Raw genomic sequence first — 24279 nt, forward strand, 5'->3', positions numbered from 1 at the left:
AGGTGAAAAGGATGAATAAATATCTTAATCGAATTTCCCAAGACTTAGTAAATGCAAATTTGGATAATTATTGGTCAGGTTTTGAATCGGTTGCTTACGCATTATATGATAAGAGTTATGTTTATCTTTTCAACCATCCTAGAATGAAAAAAAATCAACAAAATAATTATCAAATTTTAAATTGGGATGAACAATTTAATGGTTGTACACTTATTCTTTATAATGATTATCCAACAGCAATTGTAAATATCGAATTGTATGAGGATTATAAAAGTTTATATTCTATTCTCGTACACGAATTATTCCACGGTTTTCAATATGTTAAGGGCGAAACACGGTTTGCGAATGAAATTATGGGAATCACATATCCGTTATCAAAAGAAAATGTGGAATTACGAAATCAGGAAAGAACCAACCTTTTTAGTGCGGTGTTAGAAAATAATATTATTAAAAAGAAACTATATCTTAATACTTTCATTGCCCTAAGAGAAAAAAGAGCTGCTAAATTTAATAATTATCTATTATACGAAAACTTAATTGAAACATTTGAAGGACCTGCGTTGTATGTTGAACTAAAGGCTTACTCGGAAAAAACCCCGATAGCTTACAAATCAGTTCTAAAAAAATATGGACAACACCTTATGGACAAATATGAATCCACTTCTGATATACGAAAGAGTTGTTATAGTTCAGGTTTGTTTATGTGTTTGTTACTAGATGAGTTTTCACCAGGTTGGAAGGAAAGTTTTTGGGGTAAAGAGGAAACATTATACGATATATTTAAACAGCTTTCGGATGACTTTATAAAAATAAGTAACGTAGAAATAAGTCCTGAAACAGAGGAAGTAATTAATTTTGCTATACAAAATAAAAAAAATACATTTGAAAATTTTGAACAACAAAAAGGAATTCATCTATTTATTGAAGGTGAAATAACTGCTAAATCTTTTGACCCGATGAATATCGTCCCATTTGAAAATAGGCTTTTACATAAGAACTTTATAAAAGTAAGAATTAACAATGAAGACTATCTTGTACAACAACCTGTTATTGCCTATTGTAAGGGTGGACTTCAAAATATAATTAAATTACATCTGATATTAAAGAATAATCCCATTGAAAATGTTGATTCGCTTACAATTGATGGTATCGGAGAAATAAAGGGAAGGTATGAGAAACAGGAAAATGTTTTGCATTTATATGTGAATTAGGACCATTTCTTAATGAACTAACGGGTGCGTTAGCTGAAGATCGGAGCTGTCTTTAAGACAGCTTATTCTTATGCAACTAACGGGGCAGGTTAGTTGAACAGTGTTGTTTAACTTGTGTTCAACTATCGGGCCAAATAAGTTAAGAAGGTTGACTCATTATAATTAAAGGGGATATGCACTAATGAAAAATATTTTTAATCATATGCATACAGCAGAAGTTTTAAAGCGTATTGACAAATTGAGTCCAAATTCACAACCACAATGGGGAAAAATGGATGTTGCCCAAATGCTAGCGCATTGTTCATCTTTCCAAGACATTGCAATGGGAAATTCTTTTCCACCAAGGAGTTGGTTAGGAATAATGGTAGGGAGGTTTGCAAAACAAATCATTTACAATGACAAGTCATTGCCCCACAATATGTCTACTATTCCAACCATTTTGATTGCAGATGAAAGAGAATTTGACACAGAAAAAGAAAAGCTTAAACAAAAAATTATCACATTCCAAAATAACGGACCAGAGAAGTGCACAACTCACCCGCATCCTTTTTTTGGAAAACTTACTTCTGAGCAATGGGGTAAAGGAATATACAAGCACCTTGACCATCATTTTAAACAGTTTGAAGTTTAAACATTGAAAAACAAAATGAAACTATGTGCATCGTTAGTTGAAGAAAGTATCTCTAAGCCTAATTACTATTCTCTTTCATAAGATGAACAATGCTTTGATTTATTCTCAATTACTATTTGAAGCAACCAACAGTATGTCATTTTATAATCTTTTGTCTTGCCTTAAACGGGCGCGATTGTTTAATAAGCTTCACTTTTACTCTTCAACTAACAGGTGCGTTAGCTTAAAATCAGAGCTGTCTTTAAGGCAGCTCTTTCTTTATGGAACTATCGGGGCAGGATAGTTGAAGAAGGAGTTAAATAGCTGAAATAGAATTATTTAATTAATGTTATAGGTTTGGAGGGCATATTATGGCAACCTGGGGTACGGCAATTTTTTCAGATGATTTTGCTGAAGATGTGCAGTTACATTATAAGGATTTAATTGCAGAGGGATATTCTTCTGAAGAGGCGACAAAGATTTTAGTTGAGCAATCTTTAAAAGCCGAAGAGTTTGATGAAGAAGATACTACCGTGTTTTGGCTTTCATTAGCAGCTATTCAATGGAAATTGGGTAGGCTTGAGGAAAATGTGAAAAAAATAGCAGTAGAAATAATAGATAATGGTAGTGACTTAAAACGCTGGGATGATGAACCTTCCCTTATAAAGAAAAGGGAAAAAGTTTTATTAAAACTAAAAGAACAACTAATTTCGCCACAACCTTTACCAAAAAAGGTTTCCAAAAGGTTTATTCCACAAACAAGTTTAAGAGCCAAAGATGTAATTAGTTATCGTCTCCAATCAGGAAAATATATTATTTTAAAAGTGTTAGGAATTGAAGAAGAATGGGATGGCAGTAAATATCCATTGTTTGAAATTTGCGACTGGATAGGTTACGAGCCTTCATTTGATAAAAATGAAATAGAAGCACTGCCTTTATTAAGAGAACCTTGGGAAAACGGAAAATTAATAAAGCTGGCAATTTTCCCTAAAGGAAAGAAAGATTATCCAAAAGAGAAAGTAACATTAATTGCTAAAAACGTTCAAACAATTCAAGAGCCTAATACACCGTATACATTACTATCTTGGAAAGAGCTAGACTATACGCTTGTAAACAATTATAAAATCAAATGAACTATCTTTTTTGATAGGTTTTCTTAATGAACTAACGGGTGCTTTAGTTCAATAAGGGAGGTTGCTGAAGCAACCTTTTTGTTAGGAAAACTCCATATGGAGTTACAACTGTGGCCAAGAAATATAATAAACCGGTAATAGCGCTGGCAGGAAGAGTAAGTCGTGATATTGATATACTATATGAAAAAGGGATTGACTCATTATTTAGTATACTGCAAGGGGAACGGCAGAGAGCATTATAAGGTTTTATGAAGTTATTAAAGTAAAAAAATTAATTGAATAAACACATAATTTTAAAGACGGTGATCCCGTTTTCGAAGTCTAAAGGAAAGCTGGTATGCGCTACTACCTTGGTCCATATCAAAATGGAATTTACATTCATTAAAAAGATTGTGTGTTTGTAACATTTAAAGCGCTGTGTAAGTCCCTTTTTTTTTGAAGTTTACGACAGGCTACAAAAACAAAAGTAAGGTACCTGTTAAAGTAAAGCAAATCATTGTATACTTGTTTAGGAATTTACAAAAAAAGAATAGAATCTTTTCTCGTTTCTTTTTCATTTTTTGTTTCTGAGAAAGGAACCCGCAATTCATTAATAGTAAGGTGGTTGTTATATTTGAAAGATAAGTGTATTGGTATTGATATTGGTGGAACAAGCATAAAATTAGCTTTTTTAAAATTAGATGGAATGATGTTAGCAAAGTGGGAAATACCGACAGATATCTCGTATAACGGTGTAAAAATCGTTGGTGACATTATTGAAACCGTTAACAAAAAAATAGTTGAACTTAATTTTGAGATGGATTCTTTTAATGAGGTAGGTGTCGGTGTTCCAGGATTTGTAGATTCAGTTGCCGGATGTGTAACATATTCCCCTAATATACCTTGGAAAGAAAACTATCCACTGAAAGAGGAATTAGAAGAGGGTTTTAGACTACCAGTGGCCATCGAAAATGATGCTAATTTAGCAGCTATAGGTGAGATGTGGATGGGTGCTGGAAAAGGAAAGAAAAACATTTTAATGGTGACGCTCGGTACCGGAGTAGGTGGGGGAGTCATTGTAGACGGAGAAGTAGTAAGAGGAATTAATGGGATGGGTGGAGAGATCGGACATATATTTTCAAAGGATAATGGAATTATTTGTGGTTGCGGAAAAGTGGGTTGCCTGGAAACAATCGCAAGTGCAACTGGTATGGTAAGATTGGGAAATGAAATGATTGAAAATCACTCCGGTTCTACTGATTTATATGTAATTAAAGAAGATAACGGGAAAATTGAAGCCAAAGATGTATTAAATGCTGCGGAAAGCGGGGACTTTTATGCTCTTAATGTAGTTGATGAAGCAATGAAACATTTAGGAATTGCAATTAGTACCATTATTCATACAAATAATCCTGAAATGGTGATTATTGGCGGAGGGGTTTCGAAAGCAGGAGAATTCTTGCTAGAACAATTGAAAAAGTATTTAAAACAATATACGTTACCTCGGGCCTACCATGCATTAACATTAGAACTTGCGTCGTTAGGAAATGATGCAGGTGTTGTGGGTGGAGCCTATTTATATAAGGGGGTCAACAATAAAGTATTAAATGTATAATCCATTAGGTGGTTATGAATTTGTCAATATATCGCGTCCAAGGAGGATGTTATAATTATTTCATCTGTGCTTGTTAAACAGTAAGAATAATTTTAAAAATCGAAGATTTTATTGATAATAGGTAACGAAAAATTAAATATTTAAAATATTATTGCAATTTAAAATGTAATCGATTACAATATTGGAAGATAGTTTATCTTGAAAGGAATTTAAAATATGATAAGAATTGTTGATGTTGCAAAGGAAGCGAATGTTTCCACAGCAACAGTTTCTAGGGTGATAAGTAAATCCGGTACCGTAAAAAGTGATACAAAAGAAAGAGTCCTGAAAGCGATAGAATTATTAAACTATCAACCTAATGTTCTTGCAAGACAGCTTCGAAGAATGGAAACAAAAACAATCCTTGTTGTTGTTCCAGATATTACGAATACTTTTTTTTCCAAGGTGTTACGGGGGATAGAATCCGTAGCCATGGAAAGTGGATATCAAGTATTGTTGGGAGATGCTCTCAATAATGTGGATCGTGAAAGTGGATACTTAAATATTCTTCAACAAAAAAAGGCGGACGGAATGATATTGTTAACTGCAAGAATTGATGGACAAGTAGTAGAGGACATTGCAAAACAATTTCCTGTTGTCCTTGCTTGTGAGTATACAGAAGGATTTGAAATTCCAACTGTATCGATTGACAATATTAGCAGTGCCAGAAAAGCAACGGAACATCTGATTAATTTAGACCACAAACGAATTGGTTTTTTATCCGGGCCATTTAATAGCGTGTTAGGTCGCGATCGTTTAAAGGGATATAATCAGGCAATGGCTCAACATAGCTTACCTATACTCTCAACAATGGTACAGGAGGGGGACTTTTCTTATGAAAGTGGTTTTAATTTAACGCTTAAATTATTAGCGAATGAAGTACCCCCGACTGCTATTTTTGCTGCTAATGATGAAATGGCAATCGGGGCGATAAAAGCGATAAAATCCAAAGGATTAAGTGTTCCAGGGGACATATCAGTCGTTGGGTTTGATGATATTAAATTTGCTTCCATTTTTGAGCCGTCATTAACTACGGTTGCTCAACCATCCTTTGATATTGGGAGGATAGCCATGGAATTACTAATTAAAATTATAAGTAAAGTTAATCTAGAGAAAAGCCAATATATTTTAGATGATAAACTGGTTGTTCGGGAATCATGCAAAAGGTTAATATAAAAATTTTTTCTACAATTTGTAATCGATTACAAACTATAAAATGGATAATACATGATACATACCCTCATTACATGTCTTAAGGGGGTTATGTATATCACCTTTGACTGATTTTAAGAAAAAAGAGTCCTTTGAAATGTAAACGATTACACGGATTAAAGGGGTGATTGATTTCTTTAATACAAGAGGAAAATTGGTTTATTACTTACTAAGCTTAAATAAAGCGTTACATGAAAAATAATGAATGAACCAAATGGGAGGATTAATATGAAAAAGAAATCTTACATATTCTCTGCAATTATCATAAGTAGCGCACTTGCTCTGGTAGCTTGTGGTAACCAAGACGCTTCTACAAAGGAAGGCGGTAAAGACACTACTAAAACAGCAACTATCGCAAGCACTGGTGATTTAATGATAAATCCTAAGGTTTCGGATAAAAAAGTTATGGATAAGGGGCCATATGGTGAGGCAGCAGTTTCGGCTAAAACATTAAAGCTTACTGAAAAAGAAATTGAAAAGATTAAAGCAGGCAAATATAAAGCTGCTATTGTTATGCACTATTCTGGAACAGACTATATGACAGCCCAGGTTAATGCAATGAAAGCATCCTTCAAGAGGATGGGAATCGAAGTAGTTGCAGTGACGGACGCTCAATTCAAAGCAGAAAAACAAGTTTCAGATATTGAAACAGTATTAGCAAAAAAACCAGATGTAATGATTTCTGTTCCAGTAGACCCAGTTTCAACAGCACCGGCGTTTAAAAAGGCAGCCCAACAAGGGGTTAAGCTAGTATTTATGGATGGAGTTGCACAGGGTTTAAAACCAGGGAAGGAATATATCAGTGCCGTGTCTGGTGATAATCGCGGAAACGGTGCTGCCGCAGCTGATATTATGGCTGAAAAACTTGGTAAAAAAGGAAATGTGGGTATTGTTTTCCATGACGCTGATTTCTTTGTAACAAAAAACCGTACGGATGCTTTTGAAGAAACAATGAGAGAAAAGTATCCAAATATTGAAATCGTAGCAAGGGGGGGAATTACCGGGCCAAATGATGGAGAAAAAGTAGCTTCTGCAATGTTAACTAGAAACAAAAATATTAATGGTATCTTCGTGGTGTGGGATGTGCCTGCTGAAGGTGTCGTCGCAGCTGCTCGTACAGCAGGGAAAGATGATTTAGTAGTTACTACAACAGACTTAGGCACAAATGTTGGATTGGAAATTGCCTCTGAAGGTATTGTAAAAGGCCTAGGCGGTCAATTACCTTTTGACCAGGGCGTAGCAGAATCTATTTTAGCAGGATACGCACTACTTGGGAAAGAGGCACCAGCTTATGTCGCTACACCAGCTCTATCTGTAACCAAAGAAAACGTGTTGGATAGCTGGAAGCTAATTTACGGAGTGGATGCCCCGGAGATCATTCAAAATGCAGCTGAATAATATCTACTACTAATTAAACCATTAAATTATATGAAGTTATTCTGAAAATTAGCTTCTACAAATAAAGAAGGTGAATTAGCTTTGGGAAAGCCAATACTTGAAATGAAGAAAATATCTAAAGCATTCAACGGTATCACGGTTCTTGACAATGTTGATTTCTCTATCAATAAGGGAGAGATACACGCCTTAATGGGTGGAAATGGTGCTGGTAAATCTACTTTAATGAAGATTTTAACGGGTGTTTATACAGCAGACTCAGGAGAAGTTTTAATTGAAAATGAAAAAGTAACAATCAATAGCTATGAGGATGCTAGAAAAAACTTTATATCTATGATCTTTCAGGAGTTCAGTTTAATTCCAACATTAACAGTTGCACAAAATATCTTTCTCACAAGAGAAGCCAAAACTTCTGTTGGGCTGATTAATGATAAAGAACTTGTTTTAAAAGCAGAAAAAATCATAAATGAATTAGGTGTCGATATCAACCCTAATGACATTGTCCAGGAACTTGGAGTAGGGTACTGGCAAATGACAGAAATTGCTAAAGCGCTTTCTCAGGAAGCCAAAATATTAGTCATGGATGAACCGACTTCCTCGCTTACTCAAAATGAGATAGACATACTATTTATGCTTATGAATCAACTAAAAGCAAAAGGGTATTCTATCATTTATATTTCACATAGAATGGATGAAATCTTCAAGATTTGCGACCGTATTACGATTTTACGAGACGGAAAGCATGTAGCTACAGATAACATTGAAAATACTGATATGGAATCTGTTATTCATCATATTGTAGGGGCGAAATTTAATAAGGCCTTTGAATGGAAAGAAAGAAGTTATTCTAAAGTTGCCCAGCCGGTATTACAGGTAAAAAATTTATCGTCAGGACCAAAAGTCAATAATGTAAATTTAAGCATCTATCCTGGTGAGATACTTGGCGTGGCCGGACTGATGGGAAGCGGAAGAACAGAAATGGTCCGAGGCATATTTGGGGTAGACCCTAAAGATAGTGGAGAAGTCATTGTAAATGGACAAAAAGTAACCATAAAAAGTCCAACTGACGCAATAAATGCGGGTATAGCCCTTATTCCGGAAGACCGTAGGGTACAGGGATTAATCTTGGAGCACAGTGTGAAAGAGAACATGGTCTTACCAATCATTTCGAAGGTTAAAAGAGGCTTTTTGCTTGATGATAAAAAGTCCAATGAAATTACAAACAAGTTTGTTAAAAAACTTAATATCAAGACAGACAATATCTTCAAAAAGTCGGGTTTGCTCTCAGGTGGAAACCAGCAAAAAATTGTTTTGGCCAAGTGGCTGGCGAATGATCCAACGGTGCTTATTCTCGACGAACCTACAGTAGGGGTAGACATTGGTGCAAAATCAGAAATTATTGATGTCATTCGTGAACTTGCTGACAGCGGCAAGGCTATACTTGTTATCTCTTCGGAGCTTCAAGAACTGCTGGCCATGAGTGATCGTGTGGTCATCATGCACGAAGGAGCGATCATCAAGGAGCTCAATCGAAAAGAAATCGATACAGAGGAGGATCTTCAATATGCAATACAAGGTCACTAATAAAGTTGAAAACAAACCTAGAAACAATGTAACTACATCACTTAAAGGATTTGAATGGAGAAACTATATCGTTTATATAGCTTTTATAGGAGTATTATTCTATTTCTCGGTTAGCCTTTCTGACCAAGGATTCTTGAGCTCAGATAACTTTATGAATATAGTTAGACAAACAGCTCCTATCACAATCATGGCACTAGCGATGACATTTGTTATCAGTACAGGTGAAATTGACCTTTCTGTTGGCTCTATTGCCGCTTTATCTTCATTAACAGGTGCATTGGCCATCCAGGCTGGTTATGGAGCGATAGGTGGTGTAGCAGTTGGCTTGGCGACTGGGTTACTAGTTGGATTAATTAACGGATTGCTAGTAACAAGAGTACAAATCCCTTCCTTTTTGGTTACGCTTGGAACGTTGGGAGCTATTTCAGGGGTAGCAATGTGGATAACAGACACTGCACCGGTGCCGATCGTTGATTCTTCTTTTAACTTTATCTTTGGATCCGGTGACATTGGTGCAGTTCCTATCTTATTAGTGTGGACATTAATTCTGACTATTATTGCTCATATTCTATTGAAAAAAACACCTTTTGGAAGACAAACCCTTGCCACAGGCGGGAATGAGAGTGCCGCTCGTTTCTCAGGTGTAAAAACCATGAAAATTAAACTCATAGTCTTTCTTGGGACGGGCCTAATGGCGGGTTTGGCAGGTTTATTATATGCGGGACGTATGCATGCAGGGAGGTATACATTCGGTCAGGGCGATGAGCTATCCGTTATCGCAGCAGTCATTCTTGGCGGAACAAGCTTATTTGGCGGCGTAGGAACCATCGTTGGGACTGTAGTTGGATCGTTGATGATTGGAACTATTAACAACGGATTAATAATCATGGGCTTAGATGTGAGCCAACAGATGATTGTTAAAGGAATGATCATTATCATGGCTGTAGCGTTCGGTAAGAAAGCTTTGAAAAGATAGTAAACGATTCAATACTCACTTGGTTTCAACCACTAGAGCAGGGATGAGAAGTGAACAAAAAATCAGGTGGGAAATATTGAAATGGGTTTTTATCGGGCCACTTACATTGAAGTAATCAGAAGACTCAGCTTTGTTTGAGGTGGTTTTTTTGCCTGAGAACGGTTTAGATTTTTCAAACGCTAAGTTTATATTTTGATTGATAGATAATATATACCACAATCCAAAATGTAATCGATTACATTTCATTTAAATGTTTATACCTGGAAATAACAACTTCTTTAAGCATTTAAAGGATCGTTCTTGGGATTGGGTATCTCTTTATAGGAATCTGCAACGATAAAACTTGATAATTGTAGGAATACTAGCACAACCCTGTACATCGATAGCACGTCTAGCACACTAAATACCACTAACGATCAGTTGAGAGTATAGAAAACTAAATGATACAGGTTTAGTTTCACATTATTCCTTTTTAGGAGGTGATTATTATTCTAGGGTTTTAAAGAATGCTTTACATCAGTTCGAATTGGAGGGTAAATAATGAAATTGGGATATCATACGAATACCTGGGGTGGAGTAATTGGCCATCCTGCAGGAGTCACTTCAGTGAAGGATTTATTCTATCTAGCAAATGGGTCAACAGAGGAAGCGTTAAAAGATATAGCAGAAGCAGGCTATCAAGGTTTTGAGATCTTCGATGGAAACCTAATGGAATACAAAGATCGAGTGGAAGAATTTAAGTCTTTGATACGGGAGAATTCCTTAGATTTTATTGGTGTGTACACAGGTGGGAATTTTATCTTTCCTGACATATTAGAAGAGGAATTATCAAAAATAGAGGCGGTAGCTGCTTTGGCATCAAAAGCGGGCGCAAAACACCTTATAGTCGGGGGAGGGGCAATCCGTTCGAATGGTATCCTGGATAGCGATTACATAGCGTTAGGGAATGCTCTTAATATTGTCTCAGACATTGCTGAAAAGTATGACCTTATAGCAAGTTACCATCCACATTTAGGGACAAATGTACAGTCCCCTAAGCAACTGGATAAACTAATGCAATTAACAAAGATAAATCTCTGCCTGGATACTGCTCATATTGAAGCTGGTGGTGGAGAACCGATAGATGTTATAAAAAAGTATTCGGATCGTATTAAATACGTTCATTTAAAAGACTACCATAATGGGGATTTCTTACCTTTGGGAGAGGGTCACCAAAATTTTGCCCAGATGCTGACTGTTTTGGATGAAGTGAACTATGATGGCTGGGTTACTGTCGAATTAGATAGCTACCCTGATCCAAAAAAAGGGGCAGAGATTAGCCGTCATTTTCTTTCTAAGTTTGTGAAGATAAATAACGTATAGGTTAAAGGATATGAAAGGGGGGTTATTATGAAGAAGTTTTTGTCGGTATTCCCTATGATTTTGTTGATTACCTCTTTTGGACTAGTTGGCTGCAGCCAGGAAAGTTCGAACAGCACTGAAGTTGAAAATGCCCCAGAAGCAAATTCATCGGGTCCGCTTACCATTAACACTGAATTACCGAGTGATCAGAAAATTCTTAGTAAAGGTCCTCATGGGGAAACTGCAGTTTCAGCAACAACATTAGAACTTTCAGAACAGGATATGGAAAAAATTAAAAAAGGGAAATATACTGCAGCAATTGTAATGCATTACGCGGGTAACGATTGGGCAAAGGCACAAATCGACGGTCTGAAATCATCCTTCAAAAGAATGGGCGTAGAAATTGTAGCCGTTACGGATGCACAATTTAAACCAGAGAAGCAGGTTTCAGATATAGAAACTGTTCTAGCAAAGGATCCTGATCTTATCGTAAGTATTCCAGTAGACCCTGTCTCGACTGCTGCAGCATATAAGAAAGCAGTTGAAGCTGGAGTCAAGCTTGTGTTTATGGATAATACACCTAGTGGTCTGGAAGCAGGCAAGGATTATGTGAGTATTGTTTCTGCAGATAACTATGGAAACGGCGTGGCCGCAGCAGATATTATGGCTGAAAAACTTGGTAAAAAGGGGAAGATCGGTATGGTTTTTCATGATGCTGACTTCTTTGTAACAAAACAACGTACAGAAGCATTTGAAGCAACCCTTAAAGAAAAGTATCCCGATATGAAAATTGTTGCACGTGGAGGGATAACTGACCCGAACCAGGGAGAGAAGGTTGCATCAGGTATGCTGACAAAAACCCCCACTTTAGATGGAATCTTTGTTGTTTGGGATGTACCTGCTGAAGGAGCATTAGCGGCAGTTAGAACTGCAGGTAGAGAAGATATGATCATAACAACAATTGATTTAGGCACAAATGTTGCTTTGGATATTGCATCAGGTGGGCCAATTAAAGGTCTAGGGGCACAGCTGCCTTATGACCAGGGTATCGCTGAAGCTATCCTTGCTGGCTATGCTTTACTTGGAAAAGAAGCACCTGCATATATAGCAGTACCAGCTTTAACAGTAAATAAAGACAATATTCTGGATGCATGGGAACTGGTATACCATACAGAGGCACCTAATACAATCCAGAATGCAGGAAAGTAAATACTTATTGATCGCTAATTTAATAATAGGAGGAGAATAAAATGAAGAAATTGAATATAGGCATGATTGGTGGAGGATTTATGGGGAAAGCGCATGCACTTGCATATGCGGGGATGCCGATGTTTTTTTGGCCGTCACCAGCAATCCCACATCGTCATACTTTAGTAGATATTACAGATGAATTAGCTAAGGATGGTGCGCTGCGTCTAGGGTTTGAGAATTATTCTTCCGATTGGAGAGCGGTAGTAGAAAATCCAGACATTGATATCATTGATATTGTTACTCCTAATGATTCTCATGCAGAAATAGCGATTGCTGCTGCAAAGGCCGGAAAACATATTATTTCAGAAAAGCCATTAGCTAGAGATGCAGCAGAGGCCAAGACTATGTTAGATGCTGTAAACGAAGCAGGAGTTAAGCATATGGTTGCCTTCAATTACAGAAGAACACCAGCGGTTGCATTGGCTAAAAAATATATTGAAGAAGGAAGAATCGGAAAGATTTTAAATTTCCGAGGTACTTATTTACAGGACTGGTCTGCAGATCCTAATTCACCATTATCATGGCGCTTCCAGAAAAAAATTGCTGGTTCTGGCGCTCTAGGAGATATAGGGACACATGTAATCGACTTTGCCCGTTATTTGGTTGGTGAAATTACAGATGTTAATGCACTTGCAAGAACATGGATTCCTGAGAGGCCAGTTCAAACAGGTGGTGTCGACAAATTAGGTACTATCAAAGGGTCTGAAGGTGTACCAAAGAGTGCTGTAGATGTAGATGATGAGTTTACTACATTGGTAAAGTTTGAGAACGGAGCAATTGGAAGTATTGAGGCTACACGCAATGCATGGGGTCGTAACAACTTCTTAACATTCGAAATTCATGGCGACAAAGGTTCAATTTGTTTCAACTACGAGCGCCGTGATGAACTCCAAGTTTGTTTCTCTGACGACCCAGGCGATGCCAAAGGCTTCAGAACAGTTTATACTGGTCCGGCCCATCCATACGGAGAAAGTCTTTGGCCAATTCCAGCGTTAGGCATCGGCTATGGTGAAACAAAAATAATCGAAACTTATGATTTTATTAAATCAATTGCAGAAAACACAGCTGTTTCACCAGACTTTAATGATGGGTTTCAGATTGCAGTTATTTCTGATGCAATCCTTGAATCTGCTGAAAAAGGTGCATGGGTGAATCTGCAACAAAACCTTGTAAATGTAAAATAAATAAAGGGAAACTCCATCAGTAGAAGGTTATTTCATTTACACTTAAACAGGCCAGTCCTGAAATAAATTGGTAAACCTGCAGGTTTCATTATATGAGCTATGTTATTTGATAATACTTCTGTGTTTTTTATCTCTAATATATATAAAAAGGGTGACTATTAAAACAAGTCACCCCCTTTTTATTGCATCCCCTCATTAACAAACCTTAAGACTCACACAGTTTTGACCTGACGGAGTTAACTAATTAGAAGTACTAATCTATTTTTGAGAAAAAGTAAAATTAATGGGTAAAAAATTGTCCATATACAATAAGTATAAAGATTATAAATTTTGTGAAAAAAGTTGCAATTAATAATGTAATCGATTACAATTATTCTTGTAAAACAGTTTATTACTTAAACAACCTAATAAGAATAGATAGATAGCATAAATCTCTATAAATGTAATCGATTACATATTTTTTTACTAATTCACACGAAATCAAGGAAATAAACGAAAAAAAGGAATAAAACCCAACTCATTTTTTGTAATCGATTACAGAAAATCATATGTTACTGGTTAAGGAGGATCACACCATGGAAAAAATTAAAGTGGGAGTCATTGGAAATGGTTTTATTGGACCTACTCATATTGAAGCTATTAGAAGGCTTGGTTTTGTGGAAGTGATCGGGCTAGCAGCGAATGGTCAGGAGGCCGCTGAAAAAAAGGCGGCTGAACTCGGGATTTCAAAAGCCTTTGGCGATTATCGCGATATGCTAAAAGATAGTGAAATCCAAGTGGTACATAACTGCACACCGAACCATCTTCACTTTACAATCAATAAAGAGATTATGTTAGCAGGAAAGCATGTTGTTTCAGAAAAGCCTCTAGCAATGTCAAGCCAAGAGTCAGCTGAATTGTTAGCGCTCGCAAAGGAAAATAAAGTCGTGCATGGCGTCAACTTCAATTATAGGCAATACCCGATCATGAAACAATTGGCAGCAATGATAAAGAATGGCGAGTTGGGCAAAGTGAATCTTGTGCACGGAAGCTACTTACAAGATTGGTTATTATATGAGACAGATTTTAATTGGCGGTTGGCTTCGGATGTAGGCGGAAAATCACGAGCCATCGCGGATATCGGTTCCCACTGGTGCGATACCGTCCAATATGTGACCGGAAAACGGATTACGGAAGTATTCGCTGATTTAGCAACAGTCATTCCAGTAAGAAAGAAACAAAAACACAACGGATCCACTTTTGGAACGGAAAAAGAAGAAAATAAGAATTATGAAGATGTTTCTATCAATACAGAGGATTACGCATCCGTTCTTGTACGCTTTGAGGATGGAGCCAAAGGGGTATTTACGGTATCTCAGGTAAGCGCTGGCCGGAAAAATAGGTTGAGCTTTGAGATCAACGGAAGTCAACATTCAGCCTTCTGGAACCAGGAGGAACCGGAGAAATTATGGATTGGCCACCGTGAAAGACCGAATGAAATCCTTCAGGCAGATCCTGCTTTGTTCTTACCGGAAGCCAAACAGGCGATCCACCATCCAGGCGGACATAATGAAGGTTGGCCGGATGCAATGAAGAATATGATGCTGAATTATTATTCCTTCATTCGTGAAGGCAAGGATCTACTAAATGAACAAGTTAATTTTGCGACATTTGAAGATGGTCATATATCCATGTGCATTACTGATGCGATTTTAGAGAGCCATGAACAACAAAAATGGGTGAAAGTCCAGGGAAGGCAGGAGTATCTATGAAACTAGGTGTATTTACCGTTCTTTATCAAAACCTTTCTTTTGAAGCGATGTTGGATAAGCTTTCCGAAATGGGAGTAGATGCGATTGAATTGGGTACTGGAAATTATCCGGGGAACTGTCATTGCAACCCGGATGAGTTATTAAGCAATCCTGAAAAAGTTAAAGAATTTAAACGTGCGATTGATAGTAGAGGAATGACTATCAGTGGTCTAAGCTGTCATGGGAATCCACTTCACCCGAATCAAAAGGCTGCGAAAGAAGCACATGACACTTGGAGAAAAACCGTTTTATTAGCGGAACGGTTAGAAGTTCCTGTCATCAATGGGTTTTCAGGCTGTCCAGGTGATCATCATGAAGCAAGGTTTCCAAACTGGGTAACATGCTCCTGGCCACCTGAATACACCGAGGTTCTAGATTGGCAATGGAACGAAGTCGTAATTCCCTATTGGAAAGAGGAAGCTCGATTTGCCAAGTCACACGGCATCAATCAAATCGCACTTGAAATGCACCCAGGGTTTGTTGTGTACAACCCGGAAACATTACTGAAGTTAAGGGAGCATGTAGGACCGATTATAGGAGCGAATTTTGATCCAAGCCATTTGATCTGGCAAGGAATAAATCCGGTTGAAGCCATTAAAAGGCTTGGAAAAGACAATGCCATCTATCATTTTCACGCGAAAGATACGTATTTGGACCAAGCTAATATTAGTGTGAATGGCGTCCTGGATACAAAGCATTACAGTGATATCTTAAATCGCTCCTGGACATTTAGATCTGTAGGTTATGGACAAGACGAGAAAGTTTGGAAAGATATTGTAAGCGCTCTACTCGCAGTAGGATATGATTACGTTGTTTCGATCGAGCATGAAGATATGCTTGCGTCGCTAGACGAGGGCCTAGGCAAGGCCATTTCGTTATTAAAAGGAGCCATGTTTAAAGAGCAATTAACTGAAATGTGGTGGGCATAATGCTCACCATTCCTTAACTTTATAATTCGAGGTGATTAATAGTGAAAGCAATTAAAGGAACGAAACGCGGTCTCTTCGGCCTTCCTATCACCATGATTTGGGGATATTTAGCAACAATGATTTTTATGGTTGGGGACGGACTTGAGCATGGATGGCTGTCTCCATATCTTATTGAACAAGGTTTTACCGTTCAACAGTCTGCTACCTTATTTATGGCATATGGGGGAGTTTTGGCTATTGCCTCCTACTTTTCCGGGGTTCTGACAGAAGCCTGGGGAGCAAGAAAAGTGATGGTTTTAGGAATGATCATCTGGTTGATCGGTCACATTGCTTTTATAGAGGCTCTTCAAAGTATTAACTATTCAGTCATGTTGCCTACCTATGCTTTACGCGGATTCGGATATCCATTATTTTGTTACTCTTTCTTAGTGTGGGTCACGTATCGTAGCCCTGGTAAGGTCCTTGCGACAGCAATCGGAGTCTTCTGGGCAGCTTGGATTGCGGGGCTTTATGTAATCGGAAGTTATTTCCCAGCATTAATGCTTCCTAAAATTGGGCATGTAGGTCTTCTATGGAGTGCAGTTGCTTGGGTTTTAGTCGGTGGTTTAATTGGAATTTATGTTGTCGGACGCGATACAGGAGCTAAGAAAGGCAATCCAAAGGAAAAGTTCAAAAGCTTAATTAGTGGACTAACCATTTGCTACGAGAATCCAAAAGTAGCAATCGGTGGTATTGTTCGTACGATCAATACGACAGGTATAGGTGCACTGCCAATCTTTTTCCCGTTATATTTATCTTCCGAATACGGATTTAGCACAGAGCAATGGCTGCAAGTATGGGGAACGATGTGGTTAGCTAATATTGTTTTTGATATTGTTATCCCGTATGTCAGCGATAAATGGTTAGGCTGGAGAAAAACGGTTATGTGGATTGGAAGCTTTGGTTCGGGTGTAATGACTCTGGTTTTGCTTTATACGCCACAGGTTTTCGGGGGTAATTTTTGGATGATGACTCTTGCAGGAGTATTTCTTGGAGCTGCACTCACAGGTTACGTACCAATCACTGCAATTGTAACTTCACTTGCACCGGATAAGAAAGGGTCTGCTATGGCTGTTGTAAATTTCGGAGCAGGATTATCTTACTTCATTGCACCGGCAATCGTTGGGGCATTCATCGGCAGCATCGGTGTGGAAGGTGTGATGTGGGTATTCGCCATCTTGTATTTTATTAGTGCATTCTTAATGAGATTCATGAAATTGCCGCATGAAGAAAAGCAAAAACAGAAAGAAAATGCTTTTATTGACAAAGATCAAGCAAGTTAAAAGATAATAAACACATTATATATTAAAAACTATGAAAAATAAGACCTTTATTAATAGGAGGAGAAAACCATGAAAGCAGTTATTTTTCCTGGAGACAAAAAAGTAGAAATAAGAGAAATGGAAATCCCGACACCTGGTATGGGAGAAGTTTTAATCCAAATGAAAGCATCTGCGATTTGCCGCAGTGATATGAGTTTATATTATGGAACTTCGGTTTTTGAGGGTACAAAACTTGGTTCTATTGTTCCAGGTCATGAACCTGCGGGAATCATAACAGAATTAGGAGAAGGGGTAACCACTTTTAAGACAGGAGACCGTGTTGCGGTTTATTTAGCACTAGGATGCGGGGAGTGTGCCCATTGTAAGAGTGGTTACAAAATGTTCTGTAAGGAATTCAAGTGCATAGGATTTGATTCCCACGGTGGAGACGCAGATTACATGGTTGTTCCGGCTGAAAACTGCATGAGGCTTCCCGATGATATGAGCTTTTTAACAGCTGCCGTTTCAACTGATGCTGTCGGAACGTTATTCCATGCCCAAAAAAGGCTAGCGATTTCTGGTAGAGACAAACTTGTCATTTTTGGAATGGGTCCAATGGGGGCCGCCGGTGTAATGATCGGAAATGCCCTGGGTGCGACTGTAATTGCAGTCGATATGCTCGATGAGCGCTTAGAAATGGCGAAAGAATTAGGCGCAGCCTACATAATTAATGGGAAAAATGCAAACGTACAAGAAGAAATTTCCCGCATTACAAATGGTCTTGGTGCCGATGCAGCGATCGATTGTTCAGGAAGTCCTTTCGCTCAGAATGATGCGCTGGATTGCGTGAGAGCCCATGGACGGGTTGCCTTTGTTGGTGAAAGCAAGGAAACTACGATCAAACCAAGTGCACAATTAATCCGTAAACAAATCTCTGTCATAGGGTCGTGGTATTTCCCAATCCAGGAATTTGACGAAATTACGGAATTCATTGTGAGAAAAAAACTCCCTGTTGAAAGATTGGTGACCCATAAATTCAGACTGGAAGAAGCAGAAACAGCGTTCCAACTATTTGATGAAAGAAAAACGGAAAAAGCAGTATTTGTTTGGGAATAATATTAAGCTATACAAGTGAAATACTTATTAGCTCTCATTGCCGGTCCGAAGTACAGGGATAAAATAACAATCGTTAGATAATATCATTCGAAAAGAGGTTATATATCATGAAGGGTATTTCGTTTAATACTTGGGCATACAGCAGTTTTCCAACTTGGGTTCCTTCCTATCCGCTAGAGGAGGTAATAAATAGGATTTCATCATTTGGTTATGATGCGATTGAGATTGGATGTGCAGCTCCTCATGCCTGGCCGGACTATTTATCACCGGAAAGAAGGAAGGAAATTTTAAAACTTTTAAAAGAAAAGAACTTAAAGGTATCATCGATGCTTCCTGCACCAGGCGGCGGACCGGGTAATAACCCAAGTTCACTTCTTGCAGAGGAACGAAAATTTACGATCAACCACTATAAAGAGGTTGTCCGGTTGGCACACGAGTGGGAATGCCCGACAGTTATGTGGATTGCAGGATGGGCCTCATTTGGCATGTCTCAACAGGATGCCTGGAATTACAGCTTAGAGGGTTTAGGGGAAGTTGGTAATTATGCCAAAGAGTTAGGTGTAACTATGGTTGTTGAGCCAACCCCTGCAGATAGCAACCTGATTGAAACAGCAGATGATGCTTTGTTATTAAGCGAACAAACCGGTTTATCCAATGTCAAGGTAATGTTTGATACATTCCATGCTTTGTACAGAAACGAAGTACCAAGTGATTATGTATATCAAATGAAGAATAAACTTCACCATGTCCATATTTCGGACAATGACCGTCTCCCTCCTGGCCAAGGAAGAGGCGATTTTACGGCCGTACTTAAAGCATTAAAAGAAATCAATTATGATGGGTATTTATCAATGGAAGTAGGATTTCATACAAGACAAGCAGAACCAGATTGGTACGCAAGGACTTCGATTGAATACTTGAAAGCTAAATTAAGTGAGATTGATTATTTATAAAAGGTATTGTTATGAAATATCTTATTTGACCAACAGATATAAAAGTAGAGGATGATCAAGAAACAGATATTAAGATTATACTGAAATAGTAGATAATGAGAATAAAATAATGAAGTTAAAAAAAAGGTTTGAAAGAAAATGATGATACACTAATAAGCAAACTGTTTGAACAAAATGAGGGTTGGGTTAATGTATGGACCGGTTTAAATAAGTATCCTGAATTAGGTATAAAATTGAGGGGAGCATTAGAGTTTAAACTCCATTCGATGATTTAAGAGAGCCTTTTGGCTCTTTTTATTTTGAAAAAGTTTTAACTTTGTAAATTTGTGTTTTGCTGTCCTACCCTACCCCTACAGGGATTATTTCTATTAGGATCAGGGTCCTTTGCTTACTCTAAGCTATATTTATATTATGTAAACTAGAGAGGATAAAGTTTTCACTTATTATAAAACGGATTTACATAAATATGGGGATGCCTGTACATAATATAGAAGGATATGAATTCCTTTGTAATAGGGAGGTGATTAGATGTTCTTCAAAAAACGAAAGATTAGAAATAATAAAGACAAACAGGCCGTGACTGAGAATTCACAAGATATTGGCCAGCTGTTTGCTAAGGTTAAAAAATCCAGTGATTTTAAACAATTTCCACTTACGGATGAATCGGGACATTTAATCATTTCTTACTACAATACACTGGTCGATCAACAACAACTCCAACTGAAAATTTTAATGATTTTCCGAGAGACCCCTTTTGAACTAGACAGGCTAGAGAAAATTGATGACATAAAGAAAATCATCGCAATAGAAGATATTGTAATAACGGATAATCGGAACGAAGCTGAATCAAAGTTACTTAAAGGGTATGCGATACTTCAAATGAAGGAAAATGATCAAAGGGTTGCTTTAATTCTCTTATCTAATGATAAAGCTGGATTGCGTGAACAAAATAACGTTGAAAATGAGTTTAGTGTGGTGGGGCCACAAATTGGGTTTCTTGAGAATATTGATGTAAATATCCATTTATTAAGACAACAAATAAATACAACTGATCTAATTACGAAGGAAGTAAACATTGGTTCTACTTCAAATACTCGAGTTATTATTGCTCATATTGATGGGATTACGAGTGAGCAGCATGTTAATACCATGACCCAACGGCTTCAAGATATTGATTTTGATGTCATTTTTGATACTTCTCTGCTGCATCAATTTATAGAAGATAATTCCCTTACACCGTTTCCTTTGCTTCTTCCAACTGAACGTGTGGATAGGGCGGTTCAAGCTCTTATTAACGGACAAGTAGCTGTTTTAAGTAGTGGGTCGCCATATGTCATTACAGGTCCTTCTACGATCATTGATTATTTTATTTCACCTGAAGATTACTTTCTCCCATGGATTCTTGCATCTTTTTTTCGTTTAATACGGGTATTCAGTGTCCTTTTCTCCATTTTTGGAACATCTATTTATATAGCCGTTATCACTTACCATTACGAGATGATTCCAAACGATTTATTCGGTTCACTTAGTAGTTCTCGTTATAATGTCCCGTTTCCGCCGGTATTAGAGGTGATTTTTCTGGAATTCACGATTGAACTATTACGTGAAGCGGGAGTCCGGTTACCTACAAAGGTAGGACAAACATTGGGAATAGTGGGCGGTATTGTTATCGGCCAAGCGTCAGTTGAGGCGTCCCTTACAAGTAATGTCTTACTCATTATAGTCGCCTTATCTGCCTTAGCTTCCTTTACTACCCCAATTTATAAAATGTCGAACACTATACGTTTTTTACGTTTTCCTTTAATTCTCTTCGCATCTATTTGGGGGGGACTAGGTGTCGTTATCGGGATTGCCTTTTTACTCATTCACCTTACACGGTTAGAATCTTTAGGAACACCCTATACCGTTCCACTTTATCCTTTTAGGCCTGAGGATTTAACGGACAGCCTGATCCGTTCCTCTTATAGTAAAACATCCAAAAGGCCAAATTACTTACGTCCTAAATCAATTTGGAGATACCACCCACATAATCACAAAAAAAAGAAAAGTGATTTTGATGAATAACCAGGAAAGGATAATAAAGGTGAATTAAATGAAATTATGTTTTCTGTTAACTTTTAGCTTAACTTTCTTTTTATCAGGGTGTGGTATACATGAGAGGATCATTGATGAAGTTCAGATAATTGAAGCTCTAGGATATGATCGGGAAGAAGGCAAAGTCAAAGGAATTGCTATTTATCCTACTTTCGCAGAGCAGGGGAAGGTCAAATTGAAGATTTATAAAACGGTGTCTGATTCATATGAAGACATACTCCCGACCATGAATGCAAAGTCAGCCTATCCTATTGAGACAGGAAAATTAGATTTTCTATTGTTCGGCAAGGAATATGCCACACAAGGGATCGAAGATGTTATCACTAATTTTGCCCGAAATCCAAATACGGGGAGTCGAATGCAGTTGGGCATTGCTGAAAACAAAGCCGAAGATATACTTCAATCCAGTGCACATGTGAATCTTCCATTCCATTTAAGTGAAAAAATCAATCAAAACATTGAAAGTGGTAATTTGCCAAAAATGAATCTGCACATGTTTTTGAACAGTTTTCATCAAGAAGGGAGGGATCAAATTTTACCTTATTTTATCCTAGAGGAAGATCAAATTAAAATTGACGGGTTAGCCTTATTAAGGAACGGGAAGTACATAAATCATATTAATTTAAGAAAGTCCTTTATTCTAAAAACATTAATTGATGGGTCTCAAAATGGGCAATATAAAACCAAAATCACACAAAATAAAAAGGAAGGTTTTATTCTCTTAAAAAACCTGGATGCAAAAACTACATATACGGTTGAGAAAAGCGAAGGCATTCCGAGTATATTCATCGATTTAACCATCCATGCAGAGATTGAAAAAGCATCATCCTGGTTTGATTTGAAAAAAGATAAAGATATTGTAAAATTGGAACGAATTTTAAATGAACACTTTAAGGAAGAGGTCCAACGTTTAATTTCACTGGTACAAGGATACAATGTAGATCCCATTGGGTTGGGAGAAAAGGTTAGAGCCGCCTCAAGAAATTGGGACTATCAACGGTTTATGGAGGACATATACTCAGAAGTAAAAACCACTGTACACACAAATATTGACATCCTAAATACAGGTATTGAAGAGTAAATCTGCATGATAAGAGGAGGAACCACGTGAAATCATTACTAGACGAACGACATTTAGTATCTTCCTTTTACGTTTTCTTTCTGATCTACACGAATATTATTGGCATAGGAATCATGAGTTTTCAACGAGATATAACGAAGGACGCAGGTTATGATGCATGGATTTCCATCATTTTATCAAGTATAAGCATTCATATACTAGTTTGGATGATCTATCGTATTCTTGGAATTGCTAATAATGATGTCATACATGTTCACAAATTTTGCTTTGGAAAATGGATTGGCGGACTGTTCAACATTTTTGTGATTTTCTACTTTCTTATATTAGCGTTAATTGTTTTCCGTGTTTATATTGAAGTTGTTCAAGTTTGGCTGTTTCCCTTAATGAAGACCTGGCAAATAAGCCTCATTCTTCTAGTACTCATTTATTACGTTGTATCCGGTGGATTCCGCGTGATTACTGGAATGTGTTTCTGGGGAACTATCATACCTTTTATTATCCTGTTTCCCCTTAATTTTTTTTCATTGGAATTTTCCAATTTTCACAATTTATTACCCGTCTTTAACCACTCTGTGAAGGAAATCGTATCATCCTCTAAAGCTATGTTATTTCAGTATGTTGGCTTTGAGACCTTATTCATGTTCTACCCATTCATAAAAAATCCAGACAGATCACAAAAATGGGCCCATTTTGGACTTTTGTTCTCAAGCTTACTTTATCTAATAATAGCACTCATCACATTTGTCTTCTTTAGTGAAGGACAATTAAACCATACAATATGGCCAACATTAGCTCAAATGAAAATTGCGAAATTCCCTCTAATAGAAAGAGTCGAATTTATCGTTGTTTCGATTTGGTTACTTCTCGTATTACCCAATATCAGTGTGAAAATATGGGCAGGTTGTCGTGCTATTAAGAAAGTAATAAATGTGAAACAACGTATAAGTCTGTTCATTGTACTGGTCCTATTCTTTATTTTAGCTAATGTGCTCAAAGAGTGGAGTCAAATAGAGCGATTGAATGATATGTATTCAAACATTGCTTTTTACTTTGTGTATCTATATATCCCTTTTCTCTTTTTGTACATTCATATTAAGCATAAAATAACTAAGTAGGATAGCAAGCTTCTAGAAACTTATAATACAATCTGGGCAGATCGTTTTGTAAGGATTCAACAGAAAAGGTCAGCAGTTACATTTGGGAAGGTGAACCATTCCAAATCACAGAAATTACAATGGATGATCCTAAACTAAGTGAGGTTTTAGTTCGCCTTATTGCGTCGGGGATTTGTCACACTGATGTTCTAACACAAATCAAGCTTACCATTATATATTTCTCCATTGGTTTTTGTAAATTTAGGTATCATAACGCATTTTGGTGGTTGAAGTTAATTAGGGGGTTTGTAGGAATGGGAGTAAGTAGGGGAGGTGCAATTATATTTGGAATAAGCCGAAGAATCTTAGTTTTAATATTAATTACAGATTT

19 protein-coding genes and 1 pseudogene are annotated in these 24279 nt (G+C 37.3%); all 20 read left to right on the forward strand.

Translation table 11 applies throughout. From position 1 onward, the window contains the following. Positions 1-11: 11 nt before the first annotated feature. The 20 genes and pseudogenes from JFU24_RS01465 (at position 12) to JFU24_RS01560 (ending at position 23909) form a co-directional block, all read left to right on the forward strand. Complete coding sequence (locus tag JFU24_RS01465) at positions 12-1211, forward strand: hypothetical protein (protein ID WP_201249345.1); 1200 nt, start codon at positions 12-14, stop codon at positions 1209-1211. Positions 1212-1392: 181 nt separating this feature from the next. Further along, positions 1393-1842: a DUF1569 domain-containing protein gene (locus JFU24_RS01470; RefSeq protein WP_201249346.1), complete on the forward strand. Its 450-nt coding sequence runs from the start codon at positions 1393-1395 to the stop codon at positions 1840-1842. Between the two features lie 350 nt (positions 1843-2192). Next, positions 2193-2954: a hypothetical protein gene (locus tag JFU24_RS01475; RefSeq protein WP_201249347.1), complete on the forward strand. Its 762-nt coding sequence runs from the start codon at positions 2193-2195 to the stop codon at positions 2952-2954. A 98-nt stretch (positions 2955-3052) separates the two neighbouring features. After that, positions 3053-3196 (forward strand): annotated as a pseudogene (locus tag JFU24_RS01480) (glycerate kinase); the annotation flags it as partial. Positions 3197-3567: 371 nt separating this feature from the next. After that, on the forward strand, positions 3568-4548 hold the full coding sequence (locus JFU24_RS01485) for an ROK family glucokinase (RefSeq protein WP_201249348.1): 981 nt from the start codon (positions 3568-3570) through the stop codon (positions 4546-4548). 216 nt (positions 4549-4764) lie between these two features. Next, positions 4765-5763 (forward strand): LacI family DNA-binding transcriptional regulator, encoded by a 999-nt coding sequence (locus JFU24_RS01490; protein WP_201225248.1) that lies wholly within the window; start codon positions 4765-4767, stop codon positions 5761-5763. Positions 5764-6027: 264 nt separating this feature from the next. Beyond that, complete coding sequence (locus tag JFU24_RS01495; RefSeq protein WP_201249349.1) at positions 6028-7197, forward strand: substrate-binding domain-containing protein; 1170 nt, start codon at positions 6028-6030, stop codon at positions 7195-7197. 81 nt (positions 7198-7278) lie between these two features. Then, positions 7279-8778: a sugar ABC transporter ATP-binding protein gene (locus tag JFU24_RS01500; RefSeq protein ID WP_201183692.1), complete on the forward strand. Its 1500-nt coding sequence runs from the start codon at positions 7279-7281 to the stop codon at positions 8776-8778. Beyond that, on the forward strand, positions 8759-9754 hold the full coding sequence (locus JFU24_RS01505) for an ABC transporter permease (protein ID WP_201183694.1): 996 nt from the start codon (positions 8759-8761) through the stop codon (positions 9752-9754). Before JFU24_RS01500 ends, JFU24_RS01505 begins: the two co-directional genes overlap by 20 nt. Positions 9755-10294: 540 nt before the next feature. Next, positions 10295-11116, forward strand: a complete 822-nt coding sequence (locus tag JFU24_RS01510; RefSeq protein WP_201249350.1) for a sugar phosphate isomerase/epimerase family protein — start codon at positions 10295-10297, stop codon at positions 11114-11116. Between the two features lie 27 nt (positions 11117-11143). Then, complete coding sequence (locus JFU24_RS01515; protein ID WP_201249351.1) at positions 11144-12304, forward strand: substrate-binding domain-containing protein; 1161 nt, start codon at positions 11144-11146, stop codon at positions 12302-12304. A gap of 41 nt (positions 12305-12345) precedes the next feature. Further along, positions 12346-13530, forward strand: a complete 1185-nt coding sequence (locus JFU24_RS01520; RefSeq protein ID WP_201249352.1) for a Gfo/Idh/MocA family protein — start codon at positions 12346-12348, stop codon at positions 13528-13530. Between the two features lie 575 nt (positions 13531-14105). Beyond that, positions 14106-15281, forward strand: a complete 1176-nt coding sequence (locus JFU24_RS01525; protein ID WP_201183707.1) for a Gfo/Idh/MocA family protein — start codon at positions 14106-14108, stop codon at positions 15279-15281. After that, positions 15278-16249, forward strand: coding sequence for a sugar phosphate isomerase/epimerase family protein (locus tag JFU24_RS01530; protein ID WP_201249353.1), 972 nt, complete (start codon positions 15278-15280; stop codon positions 16247-16249). Before JFU24_RS01525 ends, JFU24_RS01530 begins: the two co-directional genes overlap by 4 nt. A 41-nt stretch (positions 16250-16290) precedes the next feature. Continuing rightward, a complete protein-coding gene (locus tag JFU24_RS01535; protein WP_313889456.1) occupies positions 16291-17571 on the forward strand; it encodes an MFS transporter in 1281 nt (426 codons plus the stop codon). 69 nt (positions 17572-17640) lie between these two features. Beyond that, complete coding sequence (locus tag JFU24_RS01540; protein WP_201249354.1) at positions 17641-18666, forward strand: zinc-dependent alcohol dehydrogenase family protein; 1026 nt, start codon at positions 17641-17643, stop codon at positions 18664-18666. Between the two features lie 107 nt (positions 18667-18773). Beyond that, positions 18774-19619, forward strand: a complete 846-nt coding sequence (locus tag JFU24_RS01545) for a sugar phosphate isomerase/epimerase family protein (RefSeq protein ID WP_201183716.1) — start codon at positions 18774-18776, stop codon at positions 19617-19619. 528 nt (positions 19620-20147) lie between these two features. Next, complete coding sequence (locus JFU24_RS01550) at positions 20148-21683, forward strand: spore germination protein (protein WP_201183719.1); 1536 nt, start codon at positions 20148-20150, stop codon at positions 21681-21683. Between the two features lie 28 nt (positions 21684-21711). Then, positions 21712-22794: a Ger(x)C family spore germination protein gene (locus tag JFU24_RS01555; protein ID WP_201249355.1), complete on the forward strand. Its 1083-nt coding sequence runs from the start codon at positions 21712-21714 to the stop codon at positions 22792-22794. Positions 22795-22820: 26 nt separating this feature from the next. Continuing rightward, positions 22821-23909: a GerAB/ArcD/ProY family transporter gene (locus tag JFU24_RS01560; RefSeq protein ID WP_201249356.1), complete on the forward strand. Its 1089-nt coding sequence runs from the start codon at positions 22821-22823 to the stop codon at positions 23907-23909. Positions 23910-24279 lie beyond the last annotated feature (370 nt).

The sequence above is a fragment of the Peribacillus sp. TH27 genome, assembly GCF_016650915.1.
GTDB lineage: Bacteria > Bacillota > Bacilli > Bacillales > DSM-1321 > Peribacillus > Peribacillus butanolivorans.